Consider the following 25,783-nt stretch of genomic DNA (forward strand, 5'->3'; position numbering starts at 1 on the left):
GGCGGGAACCCGGCACCGGGTTCCCGCCCCTCCTGCGTCCGTCCGCGCTTCTGCGTGCGCCGGGGCGCTCTTTACGGCTCGAACTTGTAGCCCAGGCCCCGCACCGTCACCAGGTAGCGGGGCGCGCCCGGGTCCGGCTCGATCTTCGCGCGCAGGCGCTTCACGTGGACGTCGAGGGTCTTGGTGTCGCCCACGTAGTCCGCGCCCCAGACGCGGTCGATGAGCTGCATGCGGGTCAGGACGCGGCCCGCGTTGCGCAGGAGCATCTCCAGGAGGTCGAACTCCTTCAGGGGAAGGTCGACCTTGGAGCCGGAGACCGTGACGACGTGGCGGTCCACGTCCATCCGGACCGGGCCCGCTTCCAGGGCCTGCGGGGTGACCTCCTCCGGCTCTCCGCGGCGGCGCAGGACCGCGCGGATGCGGGCCACCAGTTCGCGCGAGGAGAAGGGCTTGGTCACGTAGTCGTCGGCTCCTATTTCGAGGCCGACCACCTTGTCGATCTCGCTGTCCTTGGCGGTGACCATGATCACCGGGACGTTGGAGCGGTTGCGCAGCTGACGGCAGACCTCCGTGCCGGGCAGGCCGGGCAGCATCAGGTCGAGCAGGACGAGGTCGGCGCCGTTGCGCTCGAACTCGTCGAGTCCGTCGGGCCCTGTGGCCGCTATGGCGACCTCGAAGCCCTCCTTGCGGAGCATGTAGGACAGAGCGTCGCTGAAGGATTCCTCGTCCTCGACGACGAGCACTCGGGTCACGGAAGGACCTCCGGGGCAGGAATGGGTTCGTACGCAGTGGTCTCGTCGGGCCGTGCGGTGCCGGCTTCGCTGCCGTCTCCGCCGTGACCGGATCCGCGGTCGCGGGTCGCGGCTGCTTCGGGCAGCCGCAGGGTGAAGGTGGAGCCCTGTCCCTCGGAGCTCCACACGGTGACCTCCCCGCCGTGCGAGGCGGCCACGTGTTTGACGATGGCGAGGCCGAGGCCCGTGCCGCCGGTGGCCCTGGAGCGGGCCGGGTCGACTCGGTAGAAGCGCTCGAAGATGCGCTCCTTGTCCTTGTCGGATATGCCGATCCCCTGGTCGGTGACGGCCACCTCGATGAGGTCTCCTCCCGGTGCGCTGACCCGGCGGGCGGCGATGCCCACCCGGGTGCGCGCGGGCGAGTAGTTCACGGCGTTCTCGACGAGGTTGCCGAGCGCCGCGGCGAGCTGGCCGCGGTTGCCCCATATCTGCAGGTCGGCGGTGCCGCCCGCGGCCATGGTGATCTGTTTGTGGGAGGCCTGGTGACGGCTGCGGTCGATCGCCTCCGCCACCAGTTCGTCGACACGGACGGGTTCGGCGTCCTCCAGGGGGTCGTCGTTCTGGACCCTGGAGAGGTCGATGAGCTCCTGCACGAGGCTGGTCAGGCGGGTCGCCTCGATCTGCATGCGGCCCGCGAAGCGTTCGACGGCCTCTGGGTCGTCCGAGGCGTCCATGACGGCCTCGGAGAGGAGAGAGAGTGCCCCTACCGGGGTCTTGAGCTCATGGCTCACGTTCGCGACGAAGTCGCGTCGTACGGCTTCGATGCGGCGGGCCTCGGTGAGGTCCTCCACCAGCAGGAGGACCAGGCGGGAGCCGAGGGGGGCCACGCGTGCGGAGACGGCGAGGGCCTCGCCGCGGCCGGTGCCGCGGCGCGGCAGATCGAGCTCGACCTGCCGTATCTCGCCGTCCCGGCGGGTGTCGCGCGCCATCTGGAGCATGGGCTCGACGGCGAGCTTGCCGCCGCGGACCAGGCCGAGGGCGTACGCGGCCGAGCTGGCCTTGACGACGCTGTCCGCCTCGTCGAGGACGACCGCGGAGGAGCGCAGCACGGAGAGCACCGTGTCGACGCCCGGCGGCAGTACGGGGTCGGTGTGCAGGGAGGTCCGGGTGGGGCGTTTCAGGTCGCGTTCGCTCCAGCGGAACGCCAGCATGGCGATGACGCCGGTGCACACCCCGGCGATCGCTGCCGCTGCGGCGACCGCCGCGTTCACGTCCATGCCTCCAGGTTATGCGCCTGATGAGCACCAGCCCCAGCCATCCGGGGGCCCGCTCGAACACTCGTCGCCCAGAGTTCACCGAGGGGACGGTGATGGTTCACTTCCGCCGAACGGGTTACGCCGGTCCACGCCGGAGCGGCCCCCCCGGAGCGCACCACGCGTCGCCCACAGTTCACCTCGGTGACAGGGGCGGTTCATCGGGGATGCCGGAAACGGACGCGTCGGAGCCGCACCGTGGGAGCGTGGGGGTCAGCCCCCGGGACGCACTAGAGAGGGACATCCACATGCGGGACGCGTACCACGAGGAACTTGATTCGATCGGTGAAGGCCTGGTCGAAATGGCCCGCCTGGTCGGGTCCGCGATCGGGCGCGCCACCACGGCCATGCTCGACGCCGACCTGAAGATGGCCGAAAGTGTGATCGCCGCCGACCAGAAGGTCGACGATCTCCAGCACGATCTGGAGGCGCGCGCGATAGCCCTGCTCGCGCGGCAGCAGCCGGTCGCCACCGACCTGCGCATCGTCGTCACCTCGCTGCGGATGAGCGCCGACCTGGAGCGCTCGGGCGACCTCGCCCAGCACGTCGCCAAGCTGACCCGGCTGCGCTTCCCGGCGTCCGCCGTGCCGCAGGACCTGCACGCGACGATCCTGGAGATGGGGCAGCTTGCGCAGCGCCTGATGGCCAAGGCGGCGGAGGTCATCATCACGAAGGACGTCGACCTGGCGCTCCAGCTGGAGCAGGACGACGACGAGATGGACCTGCTGCACCGCACGCTCTTCCAGCACCTGATGGACGACCGCTGGAAGCACGGCATCGAGACGGCCGTGGACGTGACGCTGCTCGGCCGCTACTACGAGCGCTTCGCCGACCACGCGGTGTCGGTGGCGAAGCGGGTCGTGTACCTGGTCACGGGCGAGCACGCGGACGAGATGCAGCCGACGGGGACGCCGGTGGAGGGAGCCTGAGCCCTCTACGGAGCACGAAGGGGTGGGCCCGCACTGACCGTGCGGGCCCACCCCTTTGTGCTCGCTGTCCTGTGCCGGCCGTCTCAGCCGCAGCCTCCGCCGCACTGGCACGTTCCGCCCGACTGGCAGCCGCAGCTGCAGCCCGAGCCGCAGCCGCAGGCGCCGAGGAGTGCGAGCGCGGGCAGGCCGGGCTTGTCGGCCGGCTGCTCGGGGACGGGTTCGGTGATGGGCGACTCGGCCATGGGTCTCCTCCTCGGTGGCGTACTGCCTGATGCCCGTTCCATGCCCACTGGGGAGGGGCGCACCAACGGCGCACACGCGCGCGGGTGTTGCGGGCCGTGAGACGGCGCAGGCCCCCTACGCGCGAGCGGGGAGCTCGGCGGGGTCGTCGGGGGCGGGAGTGACCGGCGCGGTGGCCGTGCCGACCGTCGTCCCCTCCGCGGGCAGCCCCCGCATCAGCGACCAGTAGCCGAGGGCGGCGACCGTGCCGATGACCGCGCAGATGCCCCAGAGCCACTGGGCCCCGAAGCGGTCGATGACGTAGCCGGACATCAGGGGCGCGACGAGGGCGGCGACGGCCCAGGACAGGGTGTACATGCCCTGGTAGCGGCCCCTGCCGTGGGTCGGCGAGAGGCGTACGACGAGGCCGGTCTGCGTGGGGGCGTTGACGATCTCGGCCAGGGTCCACACGCACACGGTGAGGGCGAAGACACCGATGGACCCGGCGAACGCGGTGAGTCCGAAGCCGTATCCGGCGAGCAGCGCGGAGACGACCAACAGGCGTTGCGGATCGCGGTGTTCGATGAAGCGCGTGACCGGGATCTGGAGGGCGACGATCAGTACGCCGTTGACGGCGATGGCCATTCCGTAGTCGGCGGGCGTGAATCCGGCCTCGCCCATCGCGACCGGCAGCCCCACGGAGCCCTGCATGAAGATCAGCGCGATGAGGAAGGAAAGGCCCACGACGCCCATGAAACGCCCGTCCCGCAGCACGGTCCCGAGGCCGACGTCCGGCTCCGACTCCTTCTCCAGGGCGGTCCGCACGGGCCGCGACTCCGGGAGCTTCGCGAAGACGACGACGGCGCAGACCATGGTCATCACGGCTTCGCCGAGGAACCCGGCGAGGTAGCTGAACTCGGCGATGAAGCCGGCTCCGGCGGACGAGACCGCGAACCCGAGGTTGATGGCCCAGTAGTTGAGCGAGAAGGCCCGCACCCGGTCCTCGGGGCGGACGATGTCGGCCATCATCGCCTGGACGGCGGGCCGGGACGCGTTGCTCGCCATGCCGACGAGGAAGGCGACGGCGGCGATGGCGAGGGGGTCCTTCATGAAGCCGAGGAGGGCGACGGTCAGGGCCGTGGAGGACTGGGCGATCAGGAGCGTGGGCCGCCGCCCGAGCCGGTCGGTCATCACGCCCGCGCCGAGCGAGGAGACGACGCCGCCGAGTCCGTGCAGGGCGGCGACGAGACCGGCGTACGTCGCGGAGTAGCCGCGGTCGAGGGTGAGGTAGAGCGCCATGAAGGTGGCGACGAAGGCGCCGAGCCGGTTGACGAGGGTGCTGGTCCACAGCCACCAGAACTCGCGGGGAAGACCGGAGACGGACTCTCTGGCGGCACGTCTCATCGCGGCGAGTGGCATTCGGGGTCCCCCCACGGGTCAGGCAGCTATGTAAGCGTCACTATCAGCACGCGCACATTACGACTACGGGGTCGCCGAGAGCCAGCGGATTAGCAGAAGCCGTCAACTGACGCCCCTCCCGCGGCCGTACTGTCCGGGCTTCGGGCGGACGCGCGGGCCACCCGGCGGTTCGATTACGCTCAGGGGCATGGCCGACGCACCGTACAAGCTGATCCTCCTCCGTCACGGCGAGAGCGAGTGGAACGCGAAGAACCTGTTCACCGGCTGGGTGGACGTCAATCTCAACGAGAAGGGCGAGAAGGAGGCGGTCCGCGGCGGTGAGCTGCTCAAGGACGCCGGCCTGCTCCCCGACGTGGTCCACACGTCGCTCCAGAAGCGCGCGATCCGCACCGCGCAGCTGTCCCTGGAGGCGGCCGACCGCCACTGGATCCCGGTCCACCGCAGCTGGCGCCTGAACGAGCGGCACTACGGCGCGCTCCAGGGCAAGGACAAGGCGCAGACGCTGGCCGAGTTCGGCGAGGAGCAGTTCATGCTCTGGCGCCGCTCGTACGACACCCCGCCGCCGGCGCTGGACCGCGACGCGGAGTACTCGCAGTTCGAGGACCCCCGTTACGCGACGCTCCCGCCCGAGCTGCGCCCCCAGACGGAGTGCCTCAAGGACGTCGTCGTCCGCATGCTCCCCTACTGGTTCGACGGCATCGTCCCTGACCTGCTGACCGGCAAGACGGTTCTCGTCGCGGCCCACGGCAACTCGCTGCGCGCCCTGGTCAAGCACCTGGACGGCATCTCGGACGAGGACATCGCGGGCCTGAACATCCCGACGGGCATCCCGCTGGCGTACGAACTGGACGCGGACTTCAAGCCCGTGAAGGCCGGGGGCACGTACCTCGACCCCGAGGCGGCGAAGGCTGCGATCGAGGCGGTCAAGAACCAGGGCAAGAAGAAGTAGCCCGGGCTTTTCGCTTCAGGCCCCCTAGCGGCGGATTTTCCGCTGGTAGGGGGCCTTTTGCTGTCCGGGGGCGGCCGGGCGGGCTCCGCCGGTGGAGGCGGGAGGGGGTAGCCAGGAGCGTCACTTAGTGACACGATGTCATCAAGTGATGCACCGGGCATCGCCTCGCCACCAGACGAATCGGGAGAGCTGACCACCATGGAGAGCAAGCACTTGAGCTTCCTGGAGACGAAGTCCGAAGCGCAGGGAGTGCGGGCGGCACAGGGAGTGCGGGCAGCGCAGGGAGCGCAACCAGTGCGGCCGACGGCCCCGCAGCGGCGGCCCTCGGTCTTCGATCAGGCCGGCGGCACCAGGGGAGTCGTGTACTCGGCGCTGCCCGTGCTGGCGTTCGTCGTCGTCCACAACTTCCGCGGGATCAAGGCGTCGCTCATCGCCGCCGTCGCCGTAGCGGTGGCCATCGGCATCGAGCGGCTGGTGCGCAAGGAGTCGGTGCAGCCCGCGATCGGCGGCGTGTTCGGCGTCGCGCTCGCCGCGGGCATCGTCTGGTTCACCGGCTCCGCCAAGGACTACTTCCTCATCGGCATCTGGGCGAGCCTGGCCGGCGCCGTCCTCTTCCTCCTCTCCGTCCTGGTGCGGTGGCCGCTGGCCGGCGTGCTCTGGAACGTGGCCACGGGCAAGGGCAGCGTCTGGCGCACGGACAAGCGCTCGCGGCTCTACTACGACGTCGCCACCCTGGTCCTCGCCGCCGTCTTCGGCGCCCGGTTCGCCGTCCAGCAGTACTTCTACGCGACCGACCAGGTCGGCTCGCTGGGCTTCGCCAAGGTCGCCATGGGCTTCCCGCTGCTCGCCCTGGCCCTCCTCGTCGTCGCCTGGGCCGCCCGGCGTTCGAACAAGCGCCTCGCGGCCATCGGCGCCGCCTGAGCCCGCGCGAGCTCACGGCACGGGGCGGTCAGGGGCTGGTGCCCACATTGGAGATGCCCTGTGCGACGTTTCCCACGGCGTTCATGATTCCGTGCCCGAAGGCGGTCGGGGCGATCAGCACCCCGAAGACCAGCACGACGGCCATGGTCATCCCCGTGTCGAGCCGGGTCCTTGGCTTCACGGCTCTGCGCCACAGCAGAAAGATGATGACGGCCAGCAGAACCGCGAGATCGATCGTCAGCACCACTTGGCGACCCCCCATCACGCACCGACGCCCCCGCGTTCCAGTCCCCCTATGTCCTCCTATGTAGCCCGAAGCACGTGGTGCAGTCACGCAGTTACCCACGGTTGGCGACATACCGTGCATCTTGGCTGGATCGGCCCGTGCCATTCGGGTATGCCAAGTGCATGGCGCCCGGGGCCTAGGCGAGCTCCCTCTGGGCCTCGTACAGATTCCGTGGCCGCACGACGCCGGTGGTCCCGTAGAGCTCGATACGGGAATGCAGGTCTCCGGAGAAGTCCGGTACGTCGGTCTGGTCGAACTCACGGACCTCGTTGATGCCCACCGTGGCGCTGTACGGGGCCAGGCCGTCGATCTTCATCAGGCCCGCTCGTTCGTTGGTGACGCGGATGTTCCAGTGGGTGAAGCGGGCGCCGAAGAGAGGGCCCGCGCTGGCGTCTCCGCCGTGGCGGCCGTTGTTGTCGACCGTGATGTCCGTGCGGACGTTCGCGAAGGGCATGCCTCTGTGGCTGTCGAAGGTGCCCATCTCCATCTCGCCCCGCGACCAGACGTTGCAGGAGGACAGGCCCTCTACGTTGATGCCGTGGAGCTGGGTGCCCGAGGGGGCGGGAGTCGTGCGCCCGGCGATGCGGAAGTTCTCCGTCAGGTTGTCGTGCGAGCCCTCCCGGCAGAAGTACGGGTGGTGCGCTCCCCGGCCCTCCACGCGCGTGCCCCGCAGCGTGCAGGCCGAGGCGCTCACCAGGCCGAAGCCGTTGTCGACGTGCCGGACCACGACGTCGTCCGCCCAGCAGTCGTACGCGCACTGGAACGTGACCCCGTTGTAGCCCTTGTCCAGGAGGTGGGGGGACTGCGGGGTCTCCACGGCCTCCAGGGTCAGGCCCTCGACTCCCGCGCCCGTCAGCGCCTTCACGTGCGTCGTCAGGCGGGGGTCCCACTCCTCTCGTACGTCCAGAGGCAGGGGGCGTTCGAGCGTGACCGAGCTCTTCTTTACCGAAGTGATCCGTACGGGCCACTCGTACGGGACGTACGAGGTGAGCTTCGTCTTGTCGTCCCAGACGTAGGACTCCGCGCCTGCCCCGCCGCCCGCCATGTGCTCCAGAAGCGTGTGGTCCGCGTCGTCCGCCAGGCGCAGCAGCACCAGGTCGCCCTCGCGGATGCGGGAGGTGTCCCCGACCCGCAGGGTGCGGTCGCCCCGTCTCGCGGGGGCGACCGGCGTCAGCGTCCGCCATTCGTCCCGCTTGTTGCCCGTCCAGCCCTCGTAGGGCCACGCCTTGGCCCTGATCGCCGTGGTCAGGGACTCGTAACGGTCCTGCGGGCAGAGCCAGATGAGGCCGCCGGCCCAGGACCAGCTCGACTTGTCGCCGCCGTAGCGTGAGCCGTACGGGCCGATCAGTTCGGTGAGGTTCTTCGTCGCGTGGAGGGTGGTGCGGGTGCTGCCCGCGCCCCTCAGGACCACGTTGTCGTGGGCGATGCGGATGATGCCGTCGACGCGGTAGGTGCCGGGCGGGACGACGACGGTGCCGCCGCCCCGCTCCCCCGCGTCGGCCAGCGCGCGGTTGATCGCAGGGGCCGCGTCCGCCGTGCCGTCCGGCCGCGCTCCGTAGTCCCTGACGTTCGCGACCACCTTGCGGCGGGGGAGGCGGCGGCTGCCGGAGCAGGCGCCCGCGCGGCCCACGTAGGGGATCTGGGGGTGAGTGTACGGGGTGGCGGCGAACTCCCGCCAGAGGGCCGGGGTTTCGCCGGACCTGGCCGAAGCCGCCCTGCCGTCCGCCGATGCCGCCCTGCCGTCCGCCGATGCCGTCCTGCCGGTCGCCGAAGCCGCCCCACCGGCTGCCGATGCCGTGCCGCCGGTCGCGACCGCTGCCGCCGCCACCGCTATCGCCCCGCCGAGTACGCCACGCCTGCCGGGAAGCTCCATGCCCATGCCTCTGCCCATGCCCATGCCCGCCGCCTCAATCCATGGATGTGAACGCCATTCACGTCTACGACGGGCGTGAGCATGCCACGGCGCCCTCATGCGCGGAAGACGGCGTGCGAGAACTCCTGGCCGTGCGATAACAGCTCTGCGGAGTCAGCCCCGCGGCTGGGTCAGGTGAGTGAACGCGTCCAGGTTCCGCGTGGACTCGCCGCGCGACACCCGCCACGCGTACTCCTTGCGGATCGCCGACGCGAAACCCAGTTCGAGGAGGGTGTTGAAGGAACCGTCCGCGTTCTCCAGGACCGAGCCGAGCAGGCGGTCGAGCTCGTCCGGGGTGACCGCCGAGAGCGGGAGCTTGCCGGTGAGGTAGATGTCGCCGAGGGAGTCGATCGCGTAACTCACGCCGTACAGACGGAGGTTCCGCTCCAGGAGCCAGCGGTGGACCGCGGCGTCGTTCTCGTCGGGGTGCCTGATCACGAACGCCGTCAGGGAGAGGGCGTGCTTGCCGACCCGCAGGGAGAGCGTCGTCGACAGCTTGCGGGTGCCGGGCAGCGTCACTACGTAGGAGCCGCTTTCCGGGTTCTCCCACTCCAGTTCCGCCTCGTCGAGCGTCCGCTCGATGATCGCGGTCGCAGCATCGTCAGCCTGATCAGCCATGATGCGAGCGTACGCGACGCCTGTGCTCGTGCACCGCTGCCGTGTACACGTCCGCCGTGGCGGACGCGGCCGTGTCCCAGCCGAAGGATTGCGCGTGCCGGGCCGCCGCCTCGCCCATGCGGTCCACCAGGTGCGGGGTCTTCGCGAAATCGTGCAGCACGCGCGCGTAGCGGGCCGGTTCATGGCCGTCGACCAGGAAGCCCGTCACCCCGTCGCGTACGGCCACCGGCAGACCGCCCACCGACGCCGCGAGGACCGGGGTGCCCGCCGCCTGGGCCTCTATGGCCACCAGGCCGAAGGACTCGCTGTACGAGGGCATCACCAGGACCGAGGCCGCCCGGAACCAGTCCGCGAGCTGCTCCTGGCCCACCGGCGGCTGGAAGCGGACCACGTCCGCGATGCCCAGCCTGGCGGCGAGCTTCTGCAACCCCTCCGGCTTCGCGAGACCGCTGCCGCTGGGGCCGCCCACCACGGGCACGACGATGTTCGAGCGGAGCCCGGGACATCGGTCCAGGAGCTCCGCCACCGCGCGGAGCAGCACGTCGGGCGCCTTCAGGGGCTGGATGCGGCCCGCGAAGAGCGGGACGAGGGCGTCCTGCGGCAGGCCGAGGCGCTGTCGGGCCGCCGCACGGCCGTCGGCGGGGCGGAAGCGGTCGAGGTTCACGCCGGGGTGGACGACGGCGACCTTGCCCGCGTCCGCTTCGTAGTGGCGTACGAGCTCGTCGGCCTCTTCGGAGGTGTTGGCGATCAGACGGTCGGCGGCACGCACGATCTGCGTCTCGCCGATCACGCGCGCCGTGGGCTCCGGGGTGTCGCCCGCCGCGAGGGCGGCGTTCTTGACCTTGGCCATCGTGTGCATGGCGTGCACCAGGGGCACGCCCCAGCGCTCGGCGGCCAGCCAGCCGACGTGGCCGCTGAGCCAGTAGTGCGAGTGGACCAGGTCGTAGTAGCCGGGGCGGTGGCCCGCCCATGCCTGCATGACGCCGTGCGTGAAGGCGCAGAGCTGGGCGGGCAGCTCCTCCTTCGCCAGGCCCTCGTACGGACCCGCGTCCACGTGGCGCACCAGGACGCCGGGGGCGAGTTCGACGGCGGGCGGCAGCGCGCCGGTGGTCGAGCGCGTGAAGATCTCGACCTCGATGTTGATCGCCGCGAGGCGCTTGGCCAGCTCGACGATGTAGACGTTCATGCCGCCCGCGTCGCCCGTGCCGGGCTGGTGCAGCGGGGACGTGTGCACGCTGAGCATGGCCACCCGGCGCGGGCGCCGGTTCGCACCGGGGAGCCGGAGCCTGCTGGGAGCAGCCGGCGAGCGACGGCCGAGCCTGGTCACGTACTGGCTCACGTGGCGGTCCTCCTGGTGTGCGCGCGGGCATGACTAAGCGGGCATGACTGGACGGAGGGCGTGCACGGTCCTCCAGGGGGTGAACATCGGAAGGGTCCGCTCCATTTCCTCTTTGCCAAATCATTACCGGCTGTGTCTCAACCAATGACCTCGCCGACGACCTGACCAGCGACGACCCCACCGGACTCCCAGCGACCTCACCGGACTCCCGGCGACCCCACCGGACTCGACGCGTACCCCCGCCGCCGCGGCGCATACCCTTCTGACCATGGCCTCCCGCACCCCTTCCCGCCCCGTGGGAACGGTGACGCGCGGGACCACCAACCCCAACCGCCTGCGCCGCATGGACCGCTGGATCGCCGCCACGCACGGCGCGCGGCTGCGGCGCTCCGCCGATCCCGTCGCCGTCGACCTCGGCTACGGCGCCGCTCCCTGGACGGCAGCCGAGCTTCTCGTCCGGCTCCGGGCCGCGGCGGCCCACGCGCGCGTGGTCGGCGTCGAGATCGATCCGGCGCGGGTCGCGGCCGCGAAGCCGTACGAGAGGGAAGGGCTCTCCTTCCGGCACGGCGGCTTCGAGATCCCGCTGCCGGGCAGCCCCGTGCTGATCCGCGCGGCGAACGTGCTGCGGCAGTACGACGAGGAGCAGGTCGCCGCCGTGTGGGAACGGCTGTGCGGGCGGCTCGCGCCCGGCGGGCTGCTGGTCGAGGGGACGTGCGACGAGATCGGGCGGCGGCACGTCTGGGTCGCGCTCGGGCCCGAGGGTCCGCGCACGGTGACCTTCGCGACCCGCCTCGGCTCACTGGACCGGCCTTCCGACCTCGCCGAGCGCCTGCCCAAGGCGCTGATCCACCGGAATGTGCCGGGCGAGCCGGTGCACGCGTTCCTGCGCGACTTCGACCGCGCCTGGGCCGCCGCCGCGCCCTACGCCTCGTACGGCGCCCGGCAGCGCTGGATCAGGACGGTGCGGGAGCTGGCCGCGGACTGGCCCGTGGTCGACCGGGACACGCGGTGGCGGCAGGGCGAAGTGACGGTGCGATGGGAGGCGCTGGCGCCCCGTCAGGGGTGATGTCCGCGAACTCGCCGGGTGCCCGCGGGTGAACTCGCCGGGTGCCCGCGGGTGAACTCGCGGGGTGCCTGCGGGTGAACTCGCGAGGCGGGGGCAGGTGAACTCCGCGTGCGACGCGCCGCGGGGGGAACGATCTACCGGTGCCGTTCGTCACATGGGGCGGGCGGGGATCGGAGTTGCTGTCGCGCTCTGTCGGATTGCGCGTCGGCGTGGCACCATCCCCGAGGCAACCGTATGTTACTGACGGTAAATCAGTTCTTGGGGGAGGCGGACGTGACCGGCAAGCGGAGTTCGACTGTGGCTGGCCTCGCGCTCATCTGCGCGGCAGCGGTGCTGAGCACACCCGCCGTGGCCTATGCCAGCCCGGCGAAGCCAACGCCCGGCACGAACAAATCCCTTGAGGACCTGCGCAAAGAGATAGAGAAGCTCTACCACGACGCGGGCGTCGCCACCGACGCGTACAACGCTGCGGAGGAGAAGAGCGAGAAGCAGTCCAAGCAGATCGTCAAGCTCGCCCGCTCCATCAGCGAGGGCCAGCGGAAGCTGGACAAGCTCAAGTCCCGCGCGGGCGCCGCCGCCCGCGAGCAGTACCGCAGCGGCGGTGTCTCCTCCGAGGCCCGGCTGATGCTGAGCGACGACCCGCAGCAGTTCCTGGACAGCGCCGGGCGGATGCAGCAGGGCCACAAGGCCACCAAGGGCATGCTGACGGAGATGGAGCGCACGCAGGAAGACCTGCGGATCTACGCCAAGGACGCCACCGCCCAGTGGAAGAAGCTGGAGACCAACCGCAAGGCGAAGGCCGCGTCGAAGAAGAAGATCAAGAAGAAGATCGCGGCCGCCGAGAAGATGGAGTCGAAGCTCGAGAAGGAAGAGCTCGAGCGGCTCCGCAAGCTCGAGGAGGAGGCCCAGCTCAAGAAGCAGTCGGCCTGGGTGAGTTCGGGCGTCCTGAAGGACATCAAGGGCAAAGCGAGCGGTCCCGGCAAGAAGGCCATCGAATTCGCCACCGCCCAGATCGGCAAGCCGTACGTCTGGGGCGCCGAGGGCCCGTCCTCGTACGACTGCTCGGGGCTCACGTCCAAGGCCTGGGCCGCCGCGGGCAAGGGAATTCCGCGCACTTCACAGGAGCAGTGGAAGCAGCTGCCGCACATCGACATCAAGAACATGCGACCCGGCGACCTGATCATTTATCACGCGGACGCCAGCCATGTCGGGATGTATGTGGGTGACGGCGCGATCGTGCACGCGCCCCGGCCGGGACGCGACGTCACCGTCGCGGGCGCGGGCTCGATGCAGATCCTCGGGGTCGTGCGGCCCGACAAGTAGGGGCCGCGGGCTCCGCGAGCCCCCGCACAGAGCGGCACGAGCAGCGCTACGGCACAGGGCGGCCCGCCCTGTGCCGTACGTCATGTGACCCACCGCACCCCCCGGGCCGCCGCTCAACCCTCCGGGCGTGATGTTCGTCATTCCAGCAGGAACCTGACGTGCCCAATTGCGGTCCTTGGTGCGGCATATGACGGGGGCTGTTTGCCGCGTGCCATTCCAATCGGGCCGTGCCTACCGCTATGGTCCCCGTCGGTGGAGCGTTCGACCGTCGACCCACCGTGCCCTCGGGGGGAGGGAAGGAAACCGAAGCCATGCCCGTACCCATACCGCGGCAGAGAGCGATCCCGGCCGCGGAAGGCGGTCAGGCTCACGCTCTGCCGACGTCGCCCGCGCCCGCACACCCGCCGGTGCCCGAACCCGTGCCCGCATCCGTGGAGCCCGTACGCACGTCCCCGTCCAGGGACACGGACCAGCAGACGACGGACCAGCAGCCGAGCGGACCGGGGCTCAGCCTCCTGGTCATCGAGGACGACCCGGTGGGCTCCCTGAGCGTGCCGCAGATGCTCGACTCCGCGGGCAAGCCCATCAGGGTCCGCACCGCCCGCAACCTCACCGAGGCCGAGCGGCTGCTCACCGACGACGTGCACTGCATCCTGCTCGACCTGACCCTCGCGGTGCCCGCCGCATCACCCGAGGAGGAAGAGGACGAGCTCGCCACGCTCAAGCACGTCCTGCGCCTCGCTCCCCGGCACGCCGTGCTCGCGCTCACCGCGAGCGGCGACACCGAGGGCGGCGCGGAGGCCGTGCGGGTCGGCGCCCAGGACTACCTCTTCCGCGACGAGCTGGACGGGCGCCTCCTGAGCCGCGCCATCCGGTACGCCGTGGAGCGCAAGCGCGCGGACGCCGCCCAGCGCCAGCTGACGGAGTCGCGGCTGCGGGCCCAGGAGAACGCCCGCCTGGAGCGCGGCCTGCTTCCGACGCCGCTGCTCGACGGATCACCGCTGCGGTTCGCCGCGCGCTACCGCCCCGGCCGTTCGCGTGCGCTGCTCGGCGGCGACTTCTACGACACCGTGCGCACCCCCGACGGCTCCGTGCACGTCATGATCGGCGACGTCTGCGGTCACGGCCCCGACGAGGCGGCGCTCGGCGTGGAGCTGCGCATCGCCTGGCGGACGCTGACCTTCGCGGGCCTGTGCGGCGACGAGCTGCTCGGCACGTTGCAGAAGGTCCTGGAGCACGAGCGCGCCGACGACGAGATCTTCGCGACGCTCTGCACGGTCGACATCGCCCCGGACGGCCGCCGCGCCGGACTCTGCCTCGCGGGCCATCCCGCACCGCTGATCGCCCGCGACGGCCGCCTCGCCGAGCTGCTTCCGTACGAGAACAACGGCCCCGCGCTCGGACTGCTTCCCAACGCCCGCTGGCCGCGGCGCCAGGTGGAGCTCGGCGGCAAGTGGAGCCTGATGCTCTACACGGACGGCCTGATCGAGGGCCGGATCGGCCAGGGCAACCAGCGTCTTGGGCAGGACGGCATGGTGGAGATGCTCCGCCGCCAGATCGCCGCGGGCCTGCGCGGCGACGAACTGCTCGAAGCGGCGGTGAACGAGGTGCGGGAGCTGAACGGCGGCGACCTGACCGACGACGTGGCCGTACTGCTGCTCGACCGCGACCGCTAGGGCGCGACCTCTGGGGCTTACCGGCCGCCGTTGTACGGGCCGTACGGACCGTCGCTGCTGGAGCCGCCGCGGCGGCCCCCGCCCCCGCCGGTGATCTGCCGCAGCGCGGGGCGCACGTCGACCATGTACACGATGGTCGCGATGAGCCCGATGATCGGCAGGAACGACAGGATGTTGAAGATCAGGTTCACGATGAAGGCGAGCCCGAGAATGATCAGCCAGAACGGCTTGGTCTTCTTGTCCGCGGCGCGATAGGCGTCCTCACGCCGGACGGCCGCGTCCACCAGCGCGAAGCCGCTGAAGACGATCAGCGCCAACGACAGCAGCCACATGAAGTTTGCGAACCCCTGCATCAGCACTACGTCCACCACCAGTCTCGGCTCTTGATTACGCGCACACCGTACCCGCTACCCGCAGAACGGACCGGGCACTTAAAGAGTGCCCGGCCCGTCCGGTCCGCCTGACGGGCGGCCTGCCGCTGCCTACTTGGCGGGCGGCGTGGTCTTCTTCGCCGCCGGCTTGCGGGCGGCCGGGGCCTTCTTGGCGGCGGGCTTCTTCGCCGGGGCCGCGGCGGCCTTCGGCTCGGACGGCTGCGCCGCGGCCGGCTTGGGCTCGGCCGAAGCCGACTCGGCGGCGGGCTTCTCGTCCGCGTCCGGCTCGACGGCCACGGCAAGCTCGTTGATCTCCTCGGCGGCCTCGCCGCGCCAGGTCTTCACGGCCTGCTCGCCGTGCTCGGCGACCTCTTCGTACTTCTCGCGCGCCTTCACCGCGTACTCGGCGGCCACGCCGACCGAGCTGAGGGCAAGACCCTGAGCGCTCTCGCTCAGCTTCTTCAGGTCGGTGTCGAGCGTGCCGAACAACTCGGACACCCGGGCCTGGATGGTCGTCTGCGCCTCCTTGGCGCGGGCGACGGCCTTGTCCTGGACGGCCTTCGTGTCGGTGTTGCGCACGGCCTCGAAACGGGCCGGCGCCTCGGCGATCAGCTGCTCGATGGCGCCCGGCACCTTCTTCGCCTGCTGGAACGCGAGATCGGCGGTGCCGACGACGAAGTAGGCGGGGGTGGTGTCGGTGAGGGTGTTGCGCAGGTCGTCCTTGATGGCCATGGTGCTGGTCCTCCCGGATTCGCGTCAGCTTGAGGGATGGTCCTTGGGGTCGGCATCACTGCCGTCGGCCGTGCGGGGGCCGTCAGCGGTGGCATCCACGTCGTCGACGGCATCGTCGTCGTCGACGACGCCGTCGTCCGAGTACTCCGAGTACCCGGTGACCTCGAAGCCGTTCTCTTTTCTGAACGACTCGTAGATCTGCAACAGGACCTGCTTCTGCCGCTCGTTGATGGAGGGGTCGGCGAGGATGACGGCGCGCGTCTCCAGCTCGTCCCGCTCCTTCTCGTCGAGGATCCCGGCCCGGACATACAGCGTCTCGGCGGAGATCCGCAGCGCCTTGGCCACCTGTTGCAGCACGTCGGCACTGGGCTTGCGCAGGCCGCGCTCGATCTGGCTCAGATACGGATTGGACACCCCGGCGGCGTCGGCGAGCTGCCTGAGCGAGAGCTGCGCGTTGCGCCTCTGCTCACGCAGATACTCACCGAGATTGCCGACGTTGAGTGATGCCATGCGTCGATACTGCCCGCCCCTTGCTAACTATTGCAAGCGCCTGCTTGCAAAAGTGCGCCACGCCACTGATCGCGCCGCCCCGGTAACGTGATTCGTGTGTCCGCGTCGCCGTCCATCTCCGACCTCGTCCGGCTCCGTCAGGCCCGCGACCGGATGGACCGCGACTACGCGGAGCCCCTGGACGTCCCGGCCCTCGCCCGGGCCGCCCTCATGTCGCCGGGGCACTTCTCGCGCAGCTTCCGCGCCGCCTACGGAGAGACGCCGTACAGCTATCTCATGACCCGCAGGATCGAGCGGGCCAAGGCCCTGCTGCGGCGCGGCGACCTGTCGGTGACCGAGGTCTGCATGGCGGTGGGCTGTACCTCGCTCGGCTCCTTCAGCTCACGGTTCACCGAGCTCGTCGGCGAGAGCCCGAGCGCCTACCGGGCCCGCGACCACGAGCACGGCGCGGTCATCCCGGCCTGCGTGGCGAAAACCCGCACCAGGCCGGTCAGGAACGGAGAAGCGAAACCCGGCGCCGGTACGTAGCGTCGTACCCATGGAAATCAACCTCTCCCAGTGCTTCATCGCCGTCGACGACCACGACAAGGCGCTCGCCTTCTACCGCGACGTGCTCGGCCTCGAAGTACGCAACGACGTCGGTTTCGAGGGCATGCGATGGGTGACCGTCGCCTCGCCTTCGCAGCCGGACGTCGAGATCGTCCTCGAACCGCCGCTCGCCGACCCCAACGCCTCCGACGCCGACCGGCAGGCCGCGGCGGAACTGCTCGCCAAGGGCATGCTGCGCGGCGTCATCTTCCGCAGCGACGACGTCGACGCCGCCTTCGAGCGGATCCGCGCCGCGGGCGGCGAGGTGCTCCAGGAGCCGATGGACCAGCCCTACGGCGTCCGCGACTGCGCCTTCCGCGACCCGGCCGGCAACATGCTGCGCTTCAACCAGCCCCGCAAGAAGTAGCACCGGGCCGCAGCAGTACCCGGCCCCACCGCCCGGTCACACCACCCAGACCCCGTCCCGCATGAGCACCCTGCCGTGCTGCTCGTGCTCGCCGCGCCAGGCCCGCACCGTTCCCGGCGTCACGCGCAGGTACAGGAAGGGGGCCGGCTCCTGGCGCGGATCCCAGCCGAACTTGGCGGCGAACCCGTCCCCGGCGGCCCGCGGGACACCGGCGGCCGGGAAACACTCCGCCTCGCCCTGCACGAGCACCACGTCATCCGTGTCCGGCAGCGCGAGGCGGACCCGGCGCTCCGTGCGCGCGTTGCGGGCCGTCGCGGTGGTCTCGCCGGTGCACAGCCACACCGCCCGGCCGTCCCACCAGAACCACAGGGGCACCTGGTGCGGGCCGTGCTCCGGATGGGCCGTCGACAGCCAGATGTCGCGCTCCCGTTCGAGGCGTGCCAGCGTCTCGCGCCTGCGCTCCGGGCCTTCCCGGCGAGTGATCTCCGTGTTCCGCATGAACACCGACCCTAGGCAGCACCCCCGTACCCGCACATGGGGCGCTGGTCCTACTCCCCGCGACCCACCTCCGCGCGACCGGCCTCCCCTCGACCCACCTCCGCGCGACCCACGCCCGCCCCGAACGCCCGCCGGTAGTCCCCCGGTGAGACCCCCACCTGCTTGAGGAAGTGGTGGCGGAGGTTATTCGCCGTGCCGAGGCCGCTCAGTTCGGCGACCTTGTCGATCGGGGCGGCCGTCGATTCGAGGAGGCTCTGGGCGCGGGCGAGGCGCTGGTTGAGGAGCCACTGGAGCGGGGTCGTGCCGGTGGCCGCCTGGAGGCGGCGGTAGAGCGTGCGCGGGCTCATCGCCGCCCTGCGGGCCAGGTCGTCGACCGTCAGGGGGCGGTCGAGGCGGGCCCGCGCCCATTCGAGCACGGGCCCCAGGCCCTCGTCGTCGGTCGCGGGGACGGAGAGGTCGATGAACTGGGCCTGGCCGCCGGGCCGGTGCGCGGGCACGACCATGCGGCGGGCCAGCTGGTTGGCGACGTGCGCGCCCAGGTCGCGGCGGACCAGATGCAGGCACAGGTCGAGGCCCGCGCTGACGCCCGCGCTGGTCAGGACGTCGCCGTCGTCCACGTACAGGACGGAGTCGTCGACCTCCACCTTCGGGTAGCGGGCGGCCAGTTGAGCCGTGTGCATCCAGTGCGCGGTGGCCCGGCGGCCGTCCAGCAGCCCCGCGTCCGCGAGCGCGAAGGCGCCGGTGCACAGGGAGACCATGCGGGCCCCCGCGTCGTACGCGCGGCGCAGGGCGGAGGCCAGACCGTCCGGCAGCGGGCGACCCTCCTCCACGCAGGCGTCCGGCACGGACGTGACGATGACCGTGTCCGCCCCGACGATGTCGTCCAGGCCGTACGGGGTGCGCACCGTCATGCCGAACGCCTCGCCCCCGGTCTCGTAGGCGGCACTGCACAGCCGGAAGTCGTACCACCGATCGGCCAGGTCCGGCTGCGGCTTGCCGAACACCGTGCAGGGGATGCTCAGTTCGTACAGATCCCACGACGGGATCGCTATCTCCTCGGTCACGACCAGGGCCACGGAACCAGCGCTCATGCGGTGAGACTAAGCCGCCGCGGGGGGTGGCAGGAATTTGGCGGCCGCCGTCATCCCTGTCACTGTCCGGTGCCGCCGCCCGCTGCGAGCGTGGGGGGCATGAGCAGCACGGAGAAGACCGAGAAGACCGAGAAGATCGAGAAGACCGAGAAGACCCCCGTCACCGTCATCGGCCTGGGCAACATGGGCTCGGCCCTGGCCTCCGCCTTCCTGGCGCACGGCCACCCCACCACCGTCTGGAACCGTTCCGCCGCCAAGGCCAAGCCCTTCGCCTACCGGGGCGCCGTCGTCGCCGCGACCCCCGAAGAAGCCTTCGCAGCAAGCCCGTTGATCATCGCGTGCGTGCTGGACTACGACGCCTTGTACGCCGTCATGGACACCGCAGGGCCCCTCGCGGGCGGGGCCCTGGTCAATCTCACGTCCGGCGCCCCGGAGCAGGCCGCCGAAGCCGGGGCGCGGGCGCGTGCGCTGGGCCTCGGCTATCTGGACGGGGCGGTCATGACGACGCCGCCGGGGGTCGGGAACCCGGAGATGATGTTCCTCTACAGCGGCTCGGCCGAGGTGTTCGAGACGCACCGCCCCGCCCTCGCCGCACTGGGCGACCCGCTGTACCTGGGCGCGGAGCCCGGCAGCGCCTCGCTCTACGACGTGGCCCTGCTCGGCCTGATGTGGTCCGCATTCACCGGCTGGCTGCACGGGACGGCGGTGGTCGGCGCCGACGCGACACGGGCCGCGGACGAGGCCGGGGCCGGGGCCGGAGCCGGGGCCACCGGCCGGACGAGGGCCACCGCCTTCTCGGACATCGCCGTCCGCTGGCTGACCGGCGCCGTCGCCGGGTTCATCAACACGTACGCGGCCCAGGTGGACGCCGGGCGCTATCCGGGCGACGACGCCACCGTCGACGTACAGATCGCGGCGATCGGCCACCTCATCCACGCGGCGGCCGACCGTGGCGTCGACAACGCGCTGCCGGAACTCCTGAAGGCCACCATGGAGCGGGCGAGCGCCGCCGGCCACGGTTCGGACAGCTACGCGAGCGTGATCGAAGTCCTCCGGAAGGCGCCTCAGTAAGGGGCCCGCATGTGACCATTCAGCAACAACATGGGCAAGATCCGTAAAAACGTGCGCATGATGAGTCCTCATCACGTCCGGATGTAACGGGTCTTGGGGGGACCGTATGAACAGGCCGCTGCGCCGCGTAGCCGTCTTCTGCGGAATACTCACGCTCGCGCTGCTCCTGCGCGCGAACTGGGTGCAATTCGCGCAGAGCGAGTCCCTCGCGAAGGACGACAAGAACCGCCGCGTCCAGATCGAGGCCTTCTCGCACCCCCGCGGCGACATCATCGTCGGAGGCAAGTCGATCACCGGCTCGAAGGCGGTCACCGGCACCGACTTCAAGTACCAGCGGGTCTTCAAGGAAGGCCCCATGTACGCGCCGGTGACCGGCTACTTCTCGCAGGCCCAGGGCGCGACCTTCCTGGAGGGCGTCGAGAACGACGTGCTCAGCGGCACCGACGACCGCCTCTTCATCAAGCGCACCCTGGACATGCTGACCGGCGAGAAGCGCCAGGGCGGCGACGTCGTCACCACCATCGACCCGAAGGCCCAGAAGGCCGCCTACCAAGGCCTGGTGGACCTCGACGCCCGGGGCGCGGTCGTCGCGCTCGACCCGCGCTCCGGGAAGGTGCTCGCCATGGCGAGCACTCCCTCGTACGACCCCTCCGTCTTCGCCGGGATCTCGCAGAAGGAGGGCAAGGAGTTCACGAAGCTGCGGAAGGACAAGGACAAGCCGCTCTCCAACCGGGCGCTGCGCGAGATCTATCCGCCCGGCTCCACCTTCAAGATCCTCACCGCGGCTGCCGCCCTCGAACACGGCGTGATCGACGACATCGACCAGAAGACCGGCGCCAAGGCCCCCTACAAGCTGCCGCTCAGCTCCACGACGATCGGCAACGACGTGCCGGGCGCCCCTTGCGACAAGGCCTCCCTGAAGGTCGGCATGCAGTGGTCCTGCAACAACGTCTTCCTGGACACCGCACTCAAGGTCGGCGACGACGACATGCGCGAGACGGCGGAGAAGTTCGGCTTCAACAAGGAGCAGTTCGTCCCCGTGCGCTCGTCCGCCAGCAGCTACCCCGACGACCTCGACAAGCCGCAGACAGCGCTGACCGGCATGGGCCAGGGCAGCCTGACCACCACGCCGCTCCAGATGGCGATGGTCACGGCGGGCCTGGCCAACGACGGCAAGGTGATGAAGCCCTACCTGGTCGAGGAGTTGCGCGGCCCCGACCTCTCGACGATCGAGACGGGCCGGCCGCAGGAGCTCAGCCAGGCCGTCTCCGAGGACACCGCGGGCAAGGTGCAGGAGATGATGGAGAACACCGTCGAGGAGGGCACGGCGAACAAGGCGCAGATCGACGGCGTCACGGTCGGCGGCAAGACCGGCACCGCCCAGCACGGCTCGAACGTCAACGACGAGCGTCCGTACGCCTGGTTCGTCTCGTACGCCAAGCAGGACGACGGTGCCTCTCCGGTCGCCGTCGCGGTGTTCGTCGACCCGAAGGACATGAACATCCCGCGCTCCGAGATCGCGGGCGGAAAGCTCGGGGCGCCGATCGCGAAGGCGGTCATGGAGGCCGTGCTCGACGACTGAGGCGCCCCGGTCCGGCCCGCCGGCCCCGCCCGCCGGCCCTGCCCGCCCGTCAGTCCTCCAGGAGCTGCCCCGCGAGGCGCTCGATGCGTGCATGCCAGGCGGCGAGTGCCCGGTCCGTGGCCGCCGGGCCGTCGAAGGGGCCGGTCTGCGTGAGCACGAGCCGCGTGCCGTAGCCCGTGCCCTCGCCCAGCTCCCAGCGCACCTCGCCCTTGGGATGCACGGCGTACGTGAGGGCCAGCGGCTCCCGCAGCACGGTGACCGGACCCGCGGAGACGCCGTCCGCGAGGAACCCGTCGGGCGCTGTGTCGCCCGCCAGCGGCACCTCGTCCGCGCACAGTACGGCCCAGACCGCGCCCGCGGGCTTCACCAGCTGCCGCTCGAAACGGATGCCGTCGTCGGTCACCTCGCCGTGGCCCAGGTCGAACTGCTCCAGATACGCCTCGTGCAGCTCCCCCGCGTCCCGGCTCACCTCCGCCCGTCCCCCGTCCAGGAACTGGCCGAGCGCCGAGATGCACAGCTGCCAGCCCGCGGCGAAGCTCGGGGCGCCGAAGCGGTCGCCGAAGGTGTGGGTGAGCGTGAGCAGCGAGCCGCGGCCGTCCGCGCCGTCCGGGGTGATCTCCCAGCGCAGGTGGTCGTCGCCCCAGCTGAAGGCGAAGAGGCGGGGCTCGTCGGCGTCGGTGACCTCGCCGGTCATGCCGGGGCCCTCGTCGCCGGGGAAGTGGAAGCCCATCGCGCCGCCGGGCCGCAGTTCGAGCGTGACCTCGGAGGGGAACCACTGGGCGAGGTGCTCGGGGCGCGTGATCGCGGCCCAGACCTTGGCGGGCGGGTGCGCGAGGCGGCGCTCCATCCGCAGGACGCTGCGGTCGCCTTCCTCGTCGGGGCCGAGGGTGTCGGAGTGCGGGTTCATGAGGAGTCACCGTCCATGACGTCGAGGTGCCGTTCGAGGGCGTCGAGCCGGCCGGACCAGAGGTGCCGGTAGTGCGCGAGCCAGGCGTCGAGCTCGGCGAGGGGCTCGGGCCGCAGCTCGTACCAGCGGCGCTGCGCGTCCTGCCGCACCCGTACGAGACCCGCGTCGCGCAGGACCCGCAGATGCTTGGACGTGCCGGGCTGGCTCAGACCGAGCCGCTCGGTCAGCTCACCGACCAGATGGGGCCGTTCGAGCAGCAGGTCGAGGATCTTCCGGCGGCTGGGCTCGGCGAGTACGTCGAACGGTATGGGCATACTCCGAACATAACCCTGCGGCTATATAACCGCAACGGCATGCAGTCCTTCCCCCGACGGGTCACGTCTCCCCCGGCAGGTCACGCCTCCGACAGCAGGTCACACCTCCCACGGCAGCGGCCTGCTGTGCAGCACGTCGAGGCGGGAGACCGCCCTGGTCAGGACCACGTACAGGCGGCTGGGCCCGCGCACTTCCGCCTCCGCGATGGCCGCGGGCTCGACGGCCACGACGTGGTCGTACTCCAGTCCCTTCGCCACGGAAGCGGGCAGCACCGTCACACGCGCGCCGAGGTCGTCGGGGCCCGCGCTCTCGATACCCGCGGCGGCGAGCGCCTCGCGCAGGTCCGCGACACCGGCGTCGGCGGCGATGACCCCGACGGATCCCTCGCGGGCAAGCCCTGCGCGCACCGCCTCGACGGTCGCGGCACGCACGTCCCCTACCTCCCGGACCCGCAACTCACCGTCCCCGCGCAGCGACCGCGCGGGCGGTACGTCGACGTCGAGCGAGGCGAGGACGCGGTTGGCGAGCCTCACGATCGCCTTCGGGACGCGGAAGCCGGTGGTCAGCGGGGTCACGGAGGCGTCCGGTTTGCCGAGGTGGGCGAGGAGTTCGGGCCAGCCGCGGGCGGCCCACGGGGTGGTGCCCTGGGCGAGGTCGCCGAGCACGGTGAGCGAGCCGAAGTCCGCGCGGCGGGCGATCACGCGGGCCTCCATCGGGGAGAGGTCCTGGGCCTCGTCGACGACGATGTGGCCGTACCCTTCGGGCCGTTCGAGCAGCCCGGCGATCTCGTCGAGCAGGACGAGATCGGCCGCGGACCACTTCGCCGACTTGTACGAGCGCGGCGGCCCGGCCCAGCGGATCGCCCGCTGCTCGGCGGCGTCGAGGATGCCGTCGGCCGCGACGGCGAGCGCCGCCGGGTCCGCGAGCAGGGCGGCGAGCACTTCCTCGGGCCTGACGCCGGGCCAGGCCGCGTCGACGAAGGCCGAGACGGAGCGGGCGCGGGAGATCTTCTTCAGCCAGGCGTTGTTCACCGGACCCGCGCGGCGCTCGGCCTGCTCCTGGATGTGCCGGACGGCACGGGTGCGCACGCGCTCGCGGCCGACGGCGTACGGCGGTTCCTCCGCGCGGACGTCCGCGATGATCCGCTCCAGGTCGTCGAGCGCGACCCGCCAGGTGTACGAACTGTCCGGCACCGCGATGGAGTCGACGGGCGGCGCGACGCGGGAGTAGAGCGCGCGGCGCAGGACGGCCGCCATCCGGGCGTCGTGCTTGACGCTCGCGGCGGCCTCGTCGTCCACGGCCCGCACGGGAGCCGCGGGCCTGGCGATCTCGTCGGCGACGGTGGACTGCCGCACGCCGGTCTCGCCGAGGGAGGGGAGCACCTCGGCGATGTAGCGGAGGAAGGTGCGGTTGGGGCCGAGGATGAGGAGTCCGGCGCGCTGGACGCGCTGGGGGTGGGTGTAGAGGAGGTACGCGGCGCGGTGCAGGCCGACCGCGGTCTTGCCGGTGCCGGGGGCGCCCTGGACGCAGACGGACGCGGTGAGTTCGCCGCGGACGAGGTCGTCCTGCTCGGGCTGGATGGTGGCGGCGATGTCCCGCATGGGGCCGACGCGGGGGCGCTCGATCTCTCCGGCGAGGATGCGGCTGCTTTGCGCGGCCGGGGGCGGCGGGGCCTTCGGAGCGGGCGCTGCGGCCAGCGGCTCGTCCTCCAGGCCCGTGAGGTCGGCGGATGCGCCCTTGCTGCCGGGGGCCCAGCCGAAGCGGCGGCGGACGGCGACTCCTTGCGGGGCGCGGGTCCCGGCCTGGTAGAAGGCGCGGGAGACGGGGGCCCGCCAGTCGACGACGAGGGGCGGGGCCGAGGGGTGTTCGGTGATGCGCAGTCGGCCGATGTGGTAGCTCTGCCCGCGGTGATCACCGGCTTCGGTGGCTGCGGGTCCTTCGGCGGCGAAGTCGAGGCGGCCGAAGAAGAGCGGGGCTTCGGGGAGTTCGCGCATCGCTTTGGCGTGGCTGCGGAACTGGTAGCCGAGGACTTCGGCGTCGGCGCCGGACGCGGAGACGTCCGCTCCTCTGACGACCTGCTCCTCGGCGCCGTCGACCATGCCGGTCAGGGCGGCTCGGCAGGTGTCGTGGAAGAGGCGTTCCCGGGTCAGGGCTTCGTCGAGCGGTGTGGTGTCAGGCGGCGTCATACGGTCGAGAATAATGTAACCGAGTTAAATTTGTTACCGAGTATCGTCGATACGGTAGGCTCAGCCCATGACGGACGCAGAGGTCGCACAGGCACCGGCGGGCACGGACGACGGCGCCCCCGGCCTGCGGGAACGCAAGAAGCAGCGGATGTACCAGGCGATCTCCGAGGCGGCGATCGCGCTCTTCCTGGCGAAGGGCTTCGAGAAGGTCCCGGTCGCGGAGGTGGCGGCAGCCGCCCAGATCTCCAAGCCGACCCTGTTCCGGTACTTCCCGACCAAGGAAGACCTCGTGCTCCACCGGTTCGCCGACCACCTGGACGAAGCGGCCAGAGTGGTCACCGCACGCCCGGCCAAGCGCTCACCCCTGGACGCCCTGCAACGCCACTTCCTCGACGGCCTGGAGCGCCACGACCCGGTGACCGGCCTGTGCGACAACGTCCACGTACTCGCCTTCCACCGACTCCTCTACGGGACGCCTTCGCTGGTGGCGCGGCTGTACGGGTATCAGGAGCAGTCGGAGAGGGCGCTGGGGGAAGCACTGAGCAAGGCTTCGAGCACGGAGGCGGCGGAGGCGGAGGCGCCGGACGCGGAGACGTCGGACGCGGTGGCGTCGAGCCCAGAGGCGGCGGCACTCACCGCCCGCCTCGCCGCCGGCCAGATCATCGCCGTACAGCGCATCCTCGCCCTGGAGAACTGGCGCCGGATCGACGCAGGCGAGAGCGCGGAAGCGGTGTGGCCGGACGCGGTGGTGACGGCGAACAGGGCCTTCGGGCAGCTGCGTTCGGGACTGACGCGATACGCATGAGGGGCGCCCGGAAAGCCGCCTGACCCCGCCCCACCCCCCGCGCCCGCACTACGCACCCT

Annotated in this window: 27 protein-coding genes; 11 read left to right on the forward strand and 16 right to left on the reverse strand. The window is 71.0% G+C overall.

Going from position 1 to position 25,783, the window contains the following annotated elements:
- Positions 1 to 71: 71 nt before the first annotated feature.
- Positions 72 to 752 carry a response regulator transcription factor gene (locus tag ACQKIP_RS13955; protein ID WP_190083749.1) on the reverse strand — a complete coding sequence of 227 codons (681 nt, stop codon included), beginning with the start codon at positions 750 to 752 and terminating at the stop codon, positions 72 to 74.
- Positions 749 to 2,008 (reverse strand): sensor histidine kinase, encoded by a 1,260-nt coding sequence (locus tag ACQKIP_RS13960; RefSeq protein ID WP_365860269.1) that lies wholly within the window; start codon positions 2,006 to 2,008, stop codon positions 749 to 751. The genes ACQKIP_RS13955 and ACQKIP_RS13960 overlap by 4 nt, the downstream gene beginning before the upstream one ends.
- Before the next feature lie 284 nt (positions 2,009 to 2,292).
- On the opposite strand from ACQKIP_RS13960, the gene phoU reads away from it, so the two are divergent.
- Positions 2,293 to 2,973 carry a phosphate signaling complex protein PhoU gene (gene phoU / locus ACQKIP_RS13965; protein WP_190083747.1) on the forward strand — a complete coding sequence of 227 codons (681 nt, stop codon included), beginning with the start codon at positions 2,293 to 2,295 and terminating at the stop codon, positions 2,971 to 2,973.
- 83 nt (positions 2,974 to 3,056) lie between these two features.
- Here phoU and ACQKIP_RS13970 read toward each other — a convergent pair whose 3' ends face one another.
- Both ACQKIP_RS13970 and ACQKIP_RS13975 read right to left on the reverse strand, forming a co-directional pair.
- Positions 3,057 to 3,215 carry a hypothetical protein gene (locus ACQKIP_RS13970; RefSeq protein ID WP_365860268.1) on the reverse strand — a complete coding sequence of 53 codons (159 nt, stop codon included), beginning with the start codon at positions 3,213 to 3,215 and terminating at the stop codon, positions 3,057 to 3,059.
- A gap of 115 nt (positions 3,216 to 3,330) precedes the next feature.
- On the reverse strand, positions 3,331 to 4,611 hold the full coding sequence (locus ACQKIP_RS13975) for an MDR family MFS transporter (RefSeq protein WP_365860267.1): 1,281 nt from the start codon (positions 4,609 to 4,611) through the stop codon (positions 3,331 to 3,333).
- Between the two features lie 187 nt (positions 4,612 to 4,798).
- Here ACQKIP_RS13975 and ACQKIP_RS13980 point away from each other — a divergent pair, with 187 nt between their 5' ends.
- Together ACQKIP_RS13980 and ACQKIP_RS13985 are read left to right on the forward strand one after the other, a co-directional pair.
- On the forward strand, positions 4,799 to 5,560 hold the full coding sequence (locus tag ACQKIP_RS13980; protein ID WP_365860266.1) for a phosphoglyceromutase: 762 nt from the start codon (positions 4,799 to 4,801) through the stop codon (positions 5,558 to 5,560).
- Between the two features lie 198 nt (positions 5,561 to 5,758).
- A complete protein-coding gene (locus ACQKIP_RS13985; RefSeq protein ID WP_365860265.1) occupies positions 5,759 to 6,481 on the forward strand; it encodes a DUF3159 domain-containing protein in 723 nt (240 codons plus the stop codon).
- A 28-nt stretch (positions 6,482 to 6,509) separates the two neighbouring features.
- Here the strand turns inward: ACQKIP_RS13985 and ACQKIP_RS13990 are convergent, their stop codons facing one another.
- The 4 genes from ACQKIP_RS13990 to mshA all read right to left on the reverse strand — a co-directional run bounded on the left by ACQKIP_RS13990 (position 6,510) and on the right by mshA (position 10,636).
- Positions 6,510 to 6,728 (reverse strand): hypothetical protein, encoded by a 219-nt coding sequence (locus ACQKIP_RS13990; RefSeq protein ID WP_365860264.1) that lies wholly within the window; start codon positions 6,726 to 6,728, stop codon positions 6,510 to 6,512.
- A gap of 175 nt (positions 6,729 to 6,903) precedes the next feature.
- The gene (locus ACQKIP_RS13995) at positions 6,904 to 8,664 is read right to left on the reverse strand and encodes a glycoside hydrolase family 55 protein (RefSeq protein ID WP_365860263.1); all 1,761 of its coding nucleotides are present in this window, start codon (positions 8,662 to 8,664) and stop codon (positions 6,904 to 6,906) included.
- Between the two features lie 129 nt (positions 8,665 to 8,793).
- The gene (locus ACQKIP_RS14000) at positions 8,794 to 9,297 is read right to left on the reverse strand and encodes a YbjN domain-containing protein (RefSeq protein ID WP_365860262.1); all 504 of its coding nucleotides are present in this window, start codon (positions 9,295 to 9,297) and stop codon (positions 8,794 to 8,796) included.
- Positions 9,290 to 10,636, reverse strand: a complete 1,347-nt coding sequence (mshA, locus tag ACQKIP_RS14005; protein WP_365860261.1) for a D-inositol-3-phosphate glycosyltransferase — start codon at positions 10,634 to 10,636, stop codon at positions 9,290 to 9,292. Before mshA ends, ACQKIP_RS14000 begins: the two co-directional genes overlap by 8 nt.
- 268 nt (positions 10,637 to 10,904) lie before the next feature.
- On the opposite strand from mshA, the gene ACQKIP_RS14010 reads away from it, so the two are divergent.
- From ACQKIP_RS14010 to ACQKIP_RS14020, 3 genes are all read left to right on the forward strand, one after another.
- Positions 10,905 to 11,702, forward strand: a complete 798-nt coding sequence (locus ACQKIP_RS14010; protein WP_365860260.1) for a class I SAM-dependent methyltransferase — start codon at positions 10,905 to 10,907, stop codon at positions 11,700 to 11,702.
- Between the two features lie 234 nt (positions 11,703 to 11,936).
- Entirely contained in the window at positions 11,937 to 13,025 is a 1,089-nt protein-coding gene (locus tag ACQKIP_RS14015; protein ID WP_365860259.1) for a C40 family peptidase, read from the forward strand.
- Positions 13,026 to 13,336: 311 nt separating this feature from the next.
- Positions 13,337 to 14,701: a PP2C family protein-serine/threonine phosphatase gene (locus ACQKIP_RS14020; RefSeq protein WP_365860258.1), complete on the forward strand. Its 1,365-nt coding sequence runs from the start codon at positions 13,337 to 13,339 to the stop codon at positions 14,699 to 14,701.
- Positions 14,702 to 14,718: 17 nt separating this feature from the next.
- Here ACQKIP_RS14020 and ACQKIP_RS14025 read toward each other — a convergent pair whose 3' ends face one another.
- The 3 genes from ACQKIP_RS14025 to ACQKIP_RS14035 all read right to left on the reverse strand — a co-directional run bounded on the left by ACQKIP_RS14025 (position 14,719) and on the right by ACQKIP_RS14035 (position 16,314).
- Complete coding sequence (locus ACQKIP_RS14025) at positions 14,719 to 15,054, reverse strand: DUF2516 family protein (RefSeq protein WP_361392881.1); 336 nt, start codon at positions 15,052 to 15,054, stop codon at positions 14,719 to 14,721.
- A 129-nt stretch (positions 15,055 to 15,183) separates the two neighbouring features.
- Complete coding sequence (locus tag ACQKIP_RS14030) at positions 15,184 to 15,804, reverse strand: hypothetical protein (RefSeq protein ID WP_365860257.1); 621 nt, start codon at positions 15,802 to 15,804, stop codon at positions 15,184 to 15,186.
- A 24-nt stretch (positions 15,805 to 15,828) separates the two neighbouring features.
- Positions 15,829 to 16,314: a helix-turn-helix domain-containing protein gene (locus ACQKIP_RS14035; protein WP_365860256.1), complete on the reverse strand. Its 486-nt coding sequence runs from the start codon at positions 16,312 to 16,314 to the stop codon at positions 15,829 to 15,831.
- Between the two features lie 153 nt (positions 16,315 to 16,467).
- Here ACQKIP_RS14035 and ACQKIP_RS14040 point away from each other — a divergent pair, with 153 nt between their 5' ends.
- Positions 16,468 to 16,842 carry a helix-turn-helix transcriptional regulator gene (locus tag ACQKIP_RS14040; protein ID WP_361200594.1) on the forward strand — a complete coding sequence of 125 codons (375 nt, stop codon included), beginning with the start codon at positions 16,468 to 16,470 and terminating at the stop codon, positions 16,840 to 16,842.
- 10 nt (positions 16,843 to 16,852) lie between these two features.
- Complete coding sequence (locus tag ACQKIP_RS14045) at positions 16,853 to 17,269, forward strand: VOC family protein (protein ID WP_365860255.1); 417 nt, start codon at positions 16,853 to 16,855, stop codon at positions 17,267 to 17,269.
- 36 nt (positions 17,270 to 17,305) lie between these two features.
- On the opposite strand, the gene ACQKIP_RS14050 is transcribed toward ACQKIP_RS14045, so the two are convergent.
- Together ACQKIP_RS14050 and ACQKIP_RS14055 are read right to left on the reverse strand one after the other, a co-directional pair.
- Entirely contained in the window at positions 17,306 to 17,767 is a 462-nt protein-coding gene (locus ACQKIP_RS14050; RefSeq protein WP_365860254.1) for a pyridoxamine 5'-phosphate oxidase family protein, read from the reverse strand.
- Positions 17,768 to 17,817: 50 nt separating this feature from the next.
- On the reverse strand, positions 17,818 to 18,837 hold the full coding sequence (locus tag ACQKIP_RS14055) for a GlxA family transcriptional regulator (RefSeq protein WP_427743068.1): 1,020 nt from the start codon (positions 18,835 to 18,837) through the stop codon (positions 17,818 to 17,820).
- Between the two features lie 120 nt (positions 18,838 to 18,957).
- Here ACQKIP_RS14055 and ACQKIP_RS14060 point away from each other — a divergent pair, with 120 nt between their 5' ends.
- Together ACQKIP_RS14060 and ACQKIP_RS14065 are read left to right on the forward strand one after the other, a co-directional pair.
- Entirely contained in the window at positions 18,958 to 19,929 is a 972-nt protein-coding gene (locus tag ACQKIP_RS14060) for an NAD(P)-dependent oxidoreductase (RefSeq protein WP_365860252.1), read from the forward strand.
- 106 nt (positions 19,930 to 20,035) lie between these two features.
- Positions 20,036 to 21,511: a peptidoglycan D,D-transpeptidase FtsI family protein gene (locus ACQKIP_RS14065; protein ID WP_365860251.1), complete on the forward strand. Its 1,476-nt coding sequence runs from the start codon at positions 20,036 to 20,038 to the stop codon at positions 21,509 to 21,511.
- Positions 21,512 to 21,560: 49 nt separating this feature from the next.
- Here ACQKIP_RS14065 and ACQKIP_RS14070 read toward each other — a convergent pair whose 3' ends face one another.
- The 3 genes from ACQKIP_RS14070 to ACQKIP_RS14080 form a co-directional block, all read right to left on the reverse strand.
- Positions 21,561 to 22,418, reverse strand: coding sequence for an SRPBCC family protein (locus ACQKIP_RS14070; RefSeq protein ID WP_365860250.1), 858 nt, complete (start codon positions 22,416 to 22,418; stop codon positions 21,561 to 21,563).
- Positions 22,415 to 22,732 carry an ArsR/SmtB family transcription factor gene (locus tag ACQKIP_RS14075; RefSeq protein WP_365860249.1) on the reverse strand — a complete coding sequence of 106 codons (318 nt, stop codon included), beginning with the start codon at positions 22,730 to 22,732 and terminating at the stop codon, positions 22,415 to 22,417. Before ACQKIP_RS14075 ends, ACQKIP_RS14070 begins: the two co-directional genes overlap by 4 nt.
- Before the next feature lie 99 nt (positions 22,733 to 22,831).
- Positions 22,832 to 24,919 carry a HelD family protein gene (locus ACQKIP_RS14080; protein WP_365860248.1) on the reverse strand — a complete coding sequence of 696 codons (2,088 nt, stop codon included), beginning with the start codon at positions 24,917 to 24,919 and terminating at the stop codon, positions 22,832 to 22,834.
- Positions 24,920 to 24,986: 67 nt separating this feature from the next.
- Between ACQKIP_RS14080 and ACQKIP_RS14085 the strand changes: the two genes are divergently transcribed.
- Positions 24,987 to 25,724, forward strand: coding sequence for a TetR/AcrR family transcriptional regulator (locus ACQKIP_RS14085; RefSeq protein ID WP_365860247.1), 738 nt, complete (start codon positions 24,987 to 24,989; stop codon positions 25,722 to 25,724).
- Positions 25,725 to 25,783 lie beyond the last annotated feature (59 nt).

The sequence above is a fragment of the Streptomyces sp. NPDC059900 genome (genome assembly GCF_050270335.1).
In the GTDB taxonomy this organism is placed as follows: Bacteria; Actinomycetota; Actinomycetes; order Streptomycetales; family Streptomycetaceae; genus Streptomyces.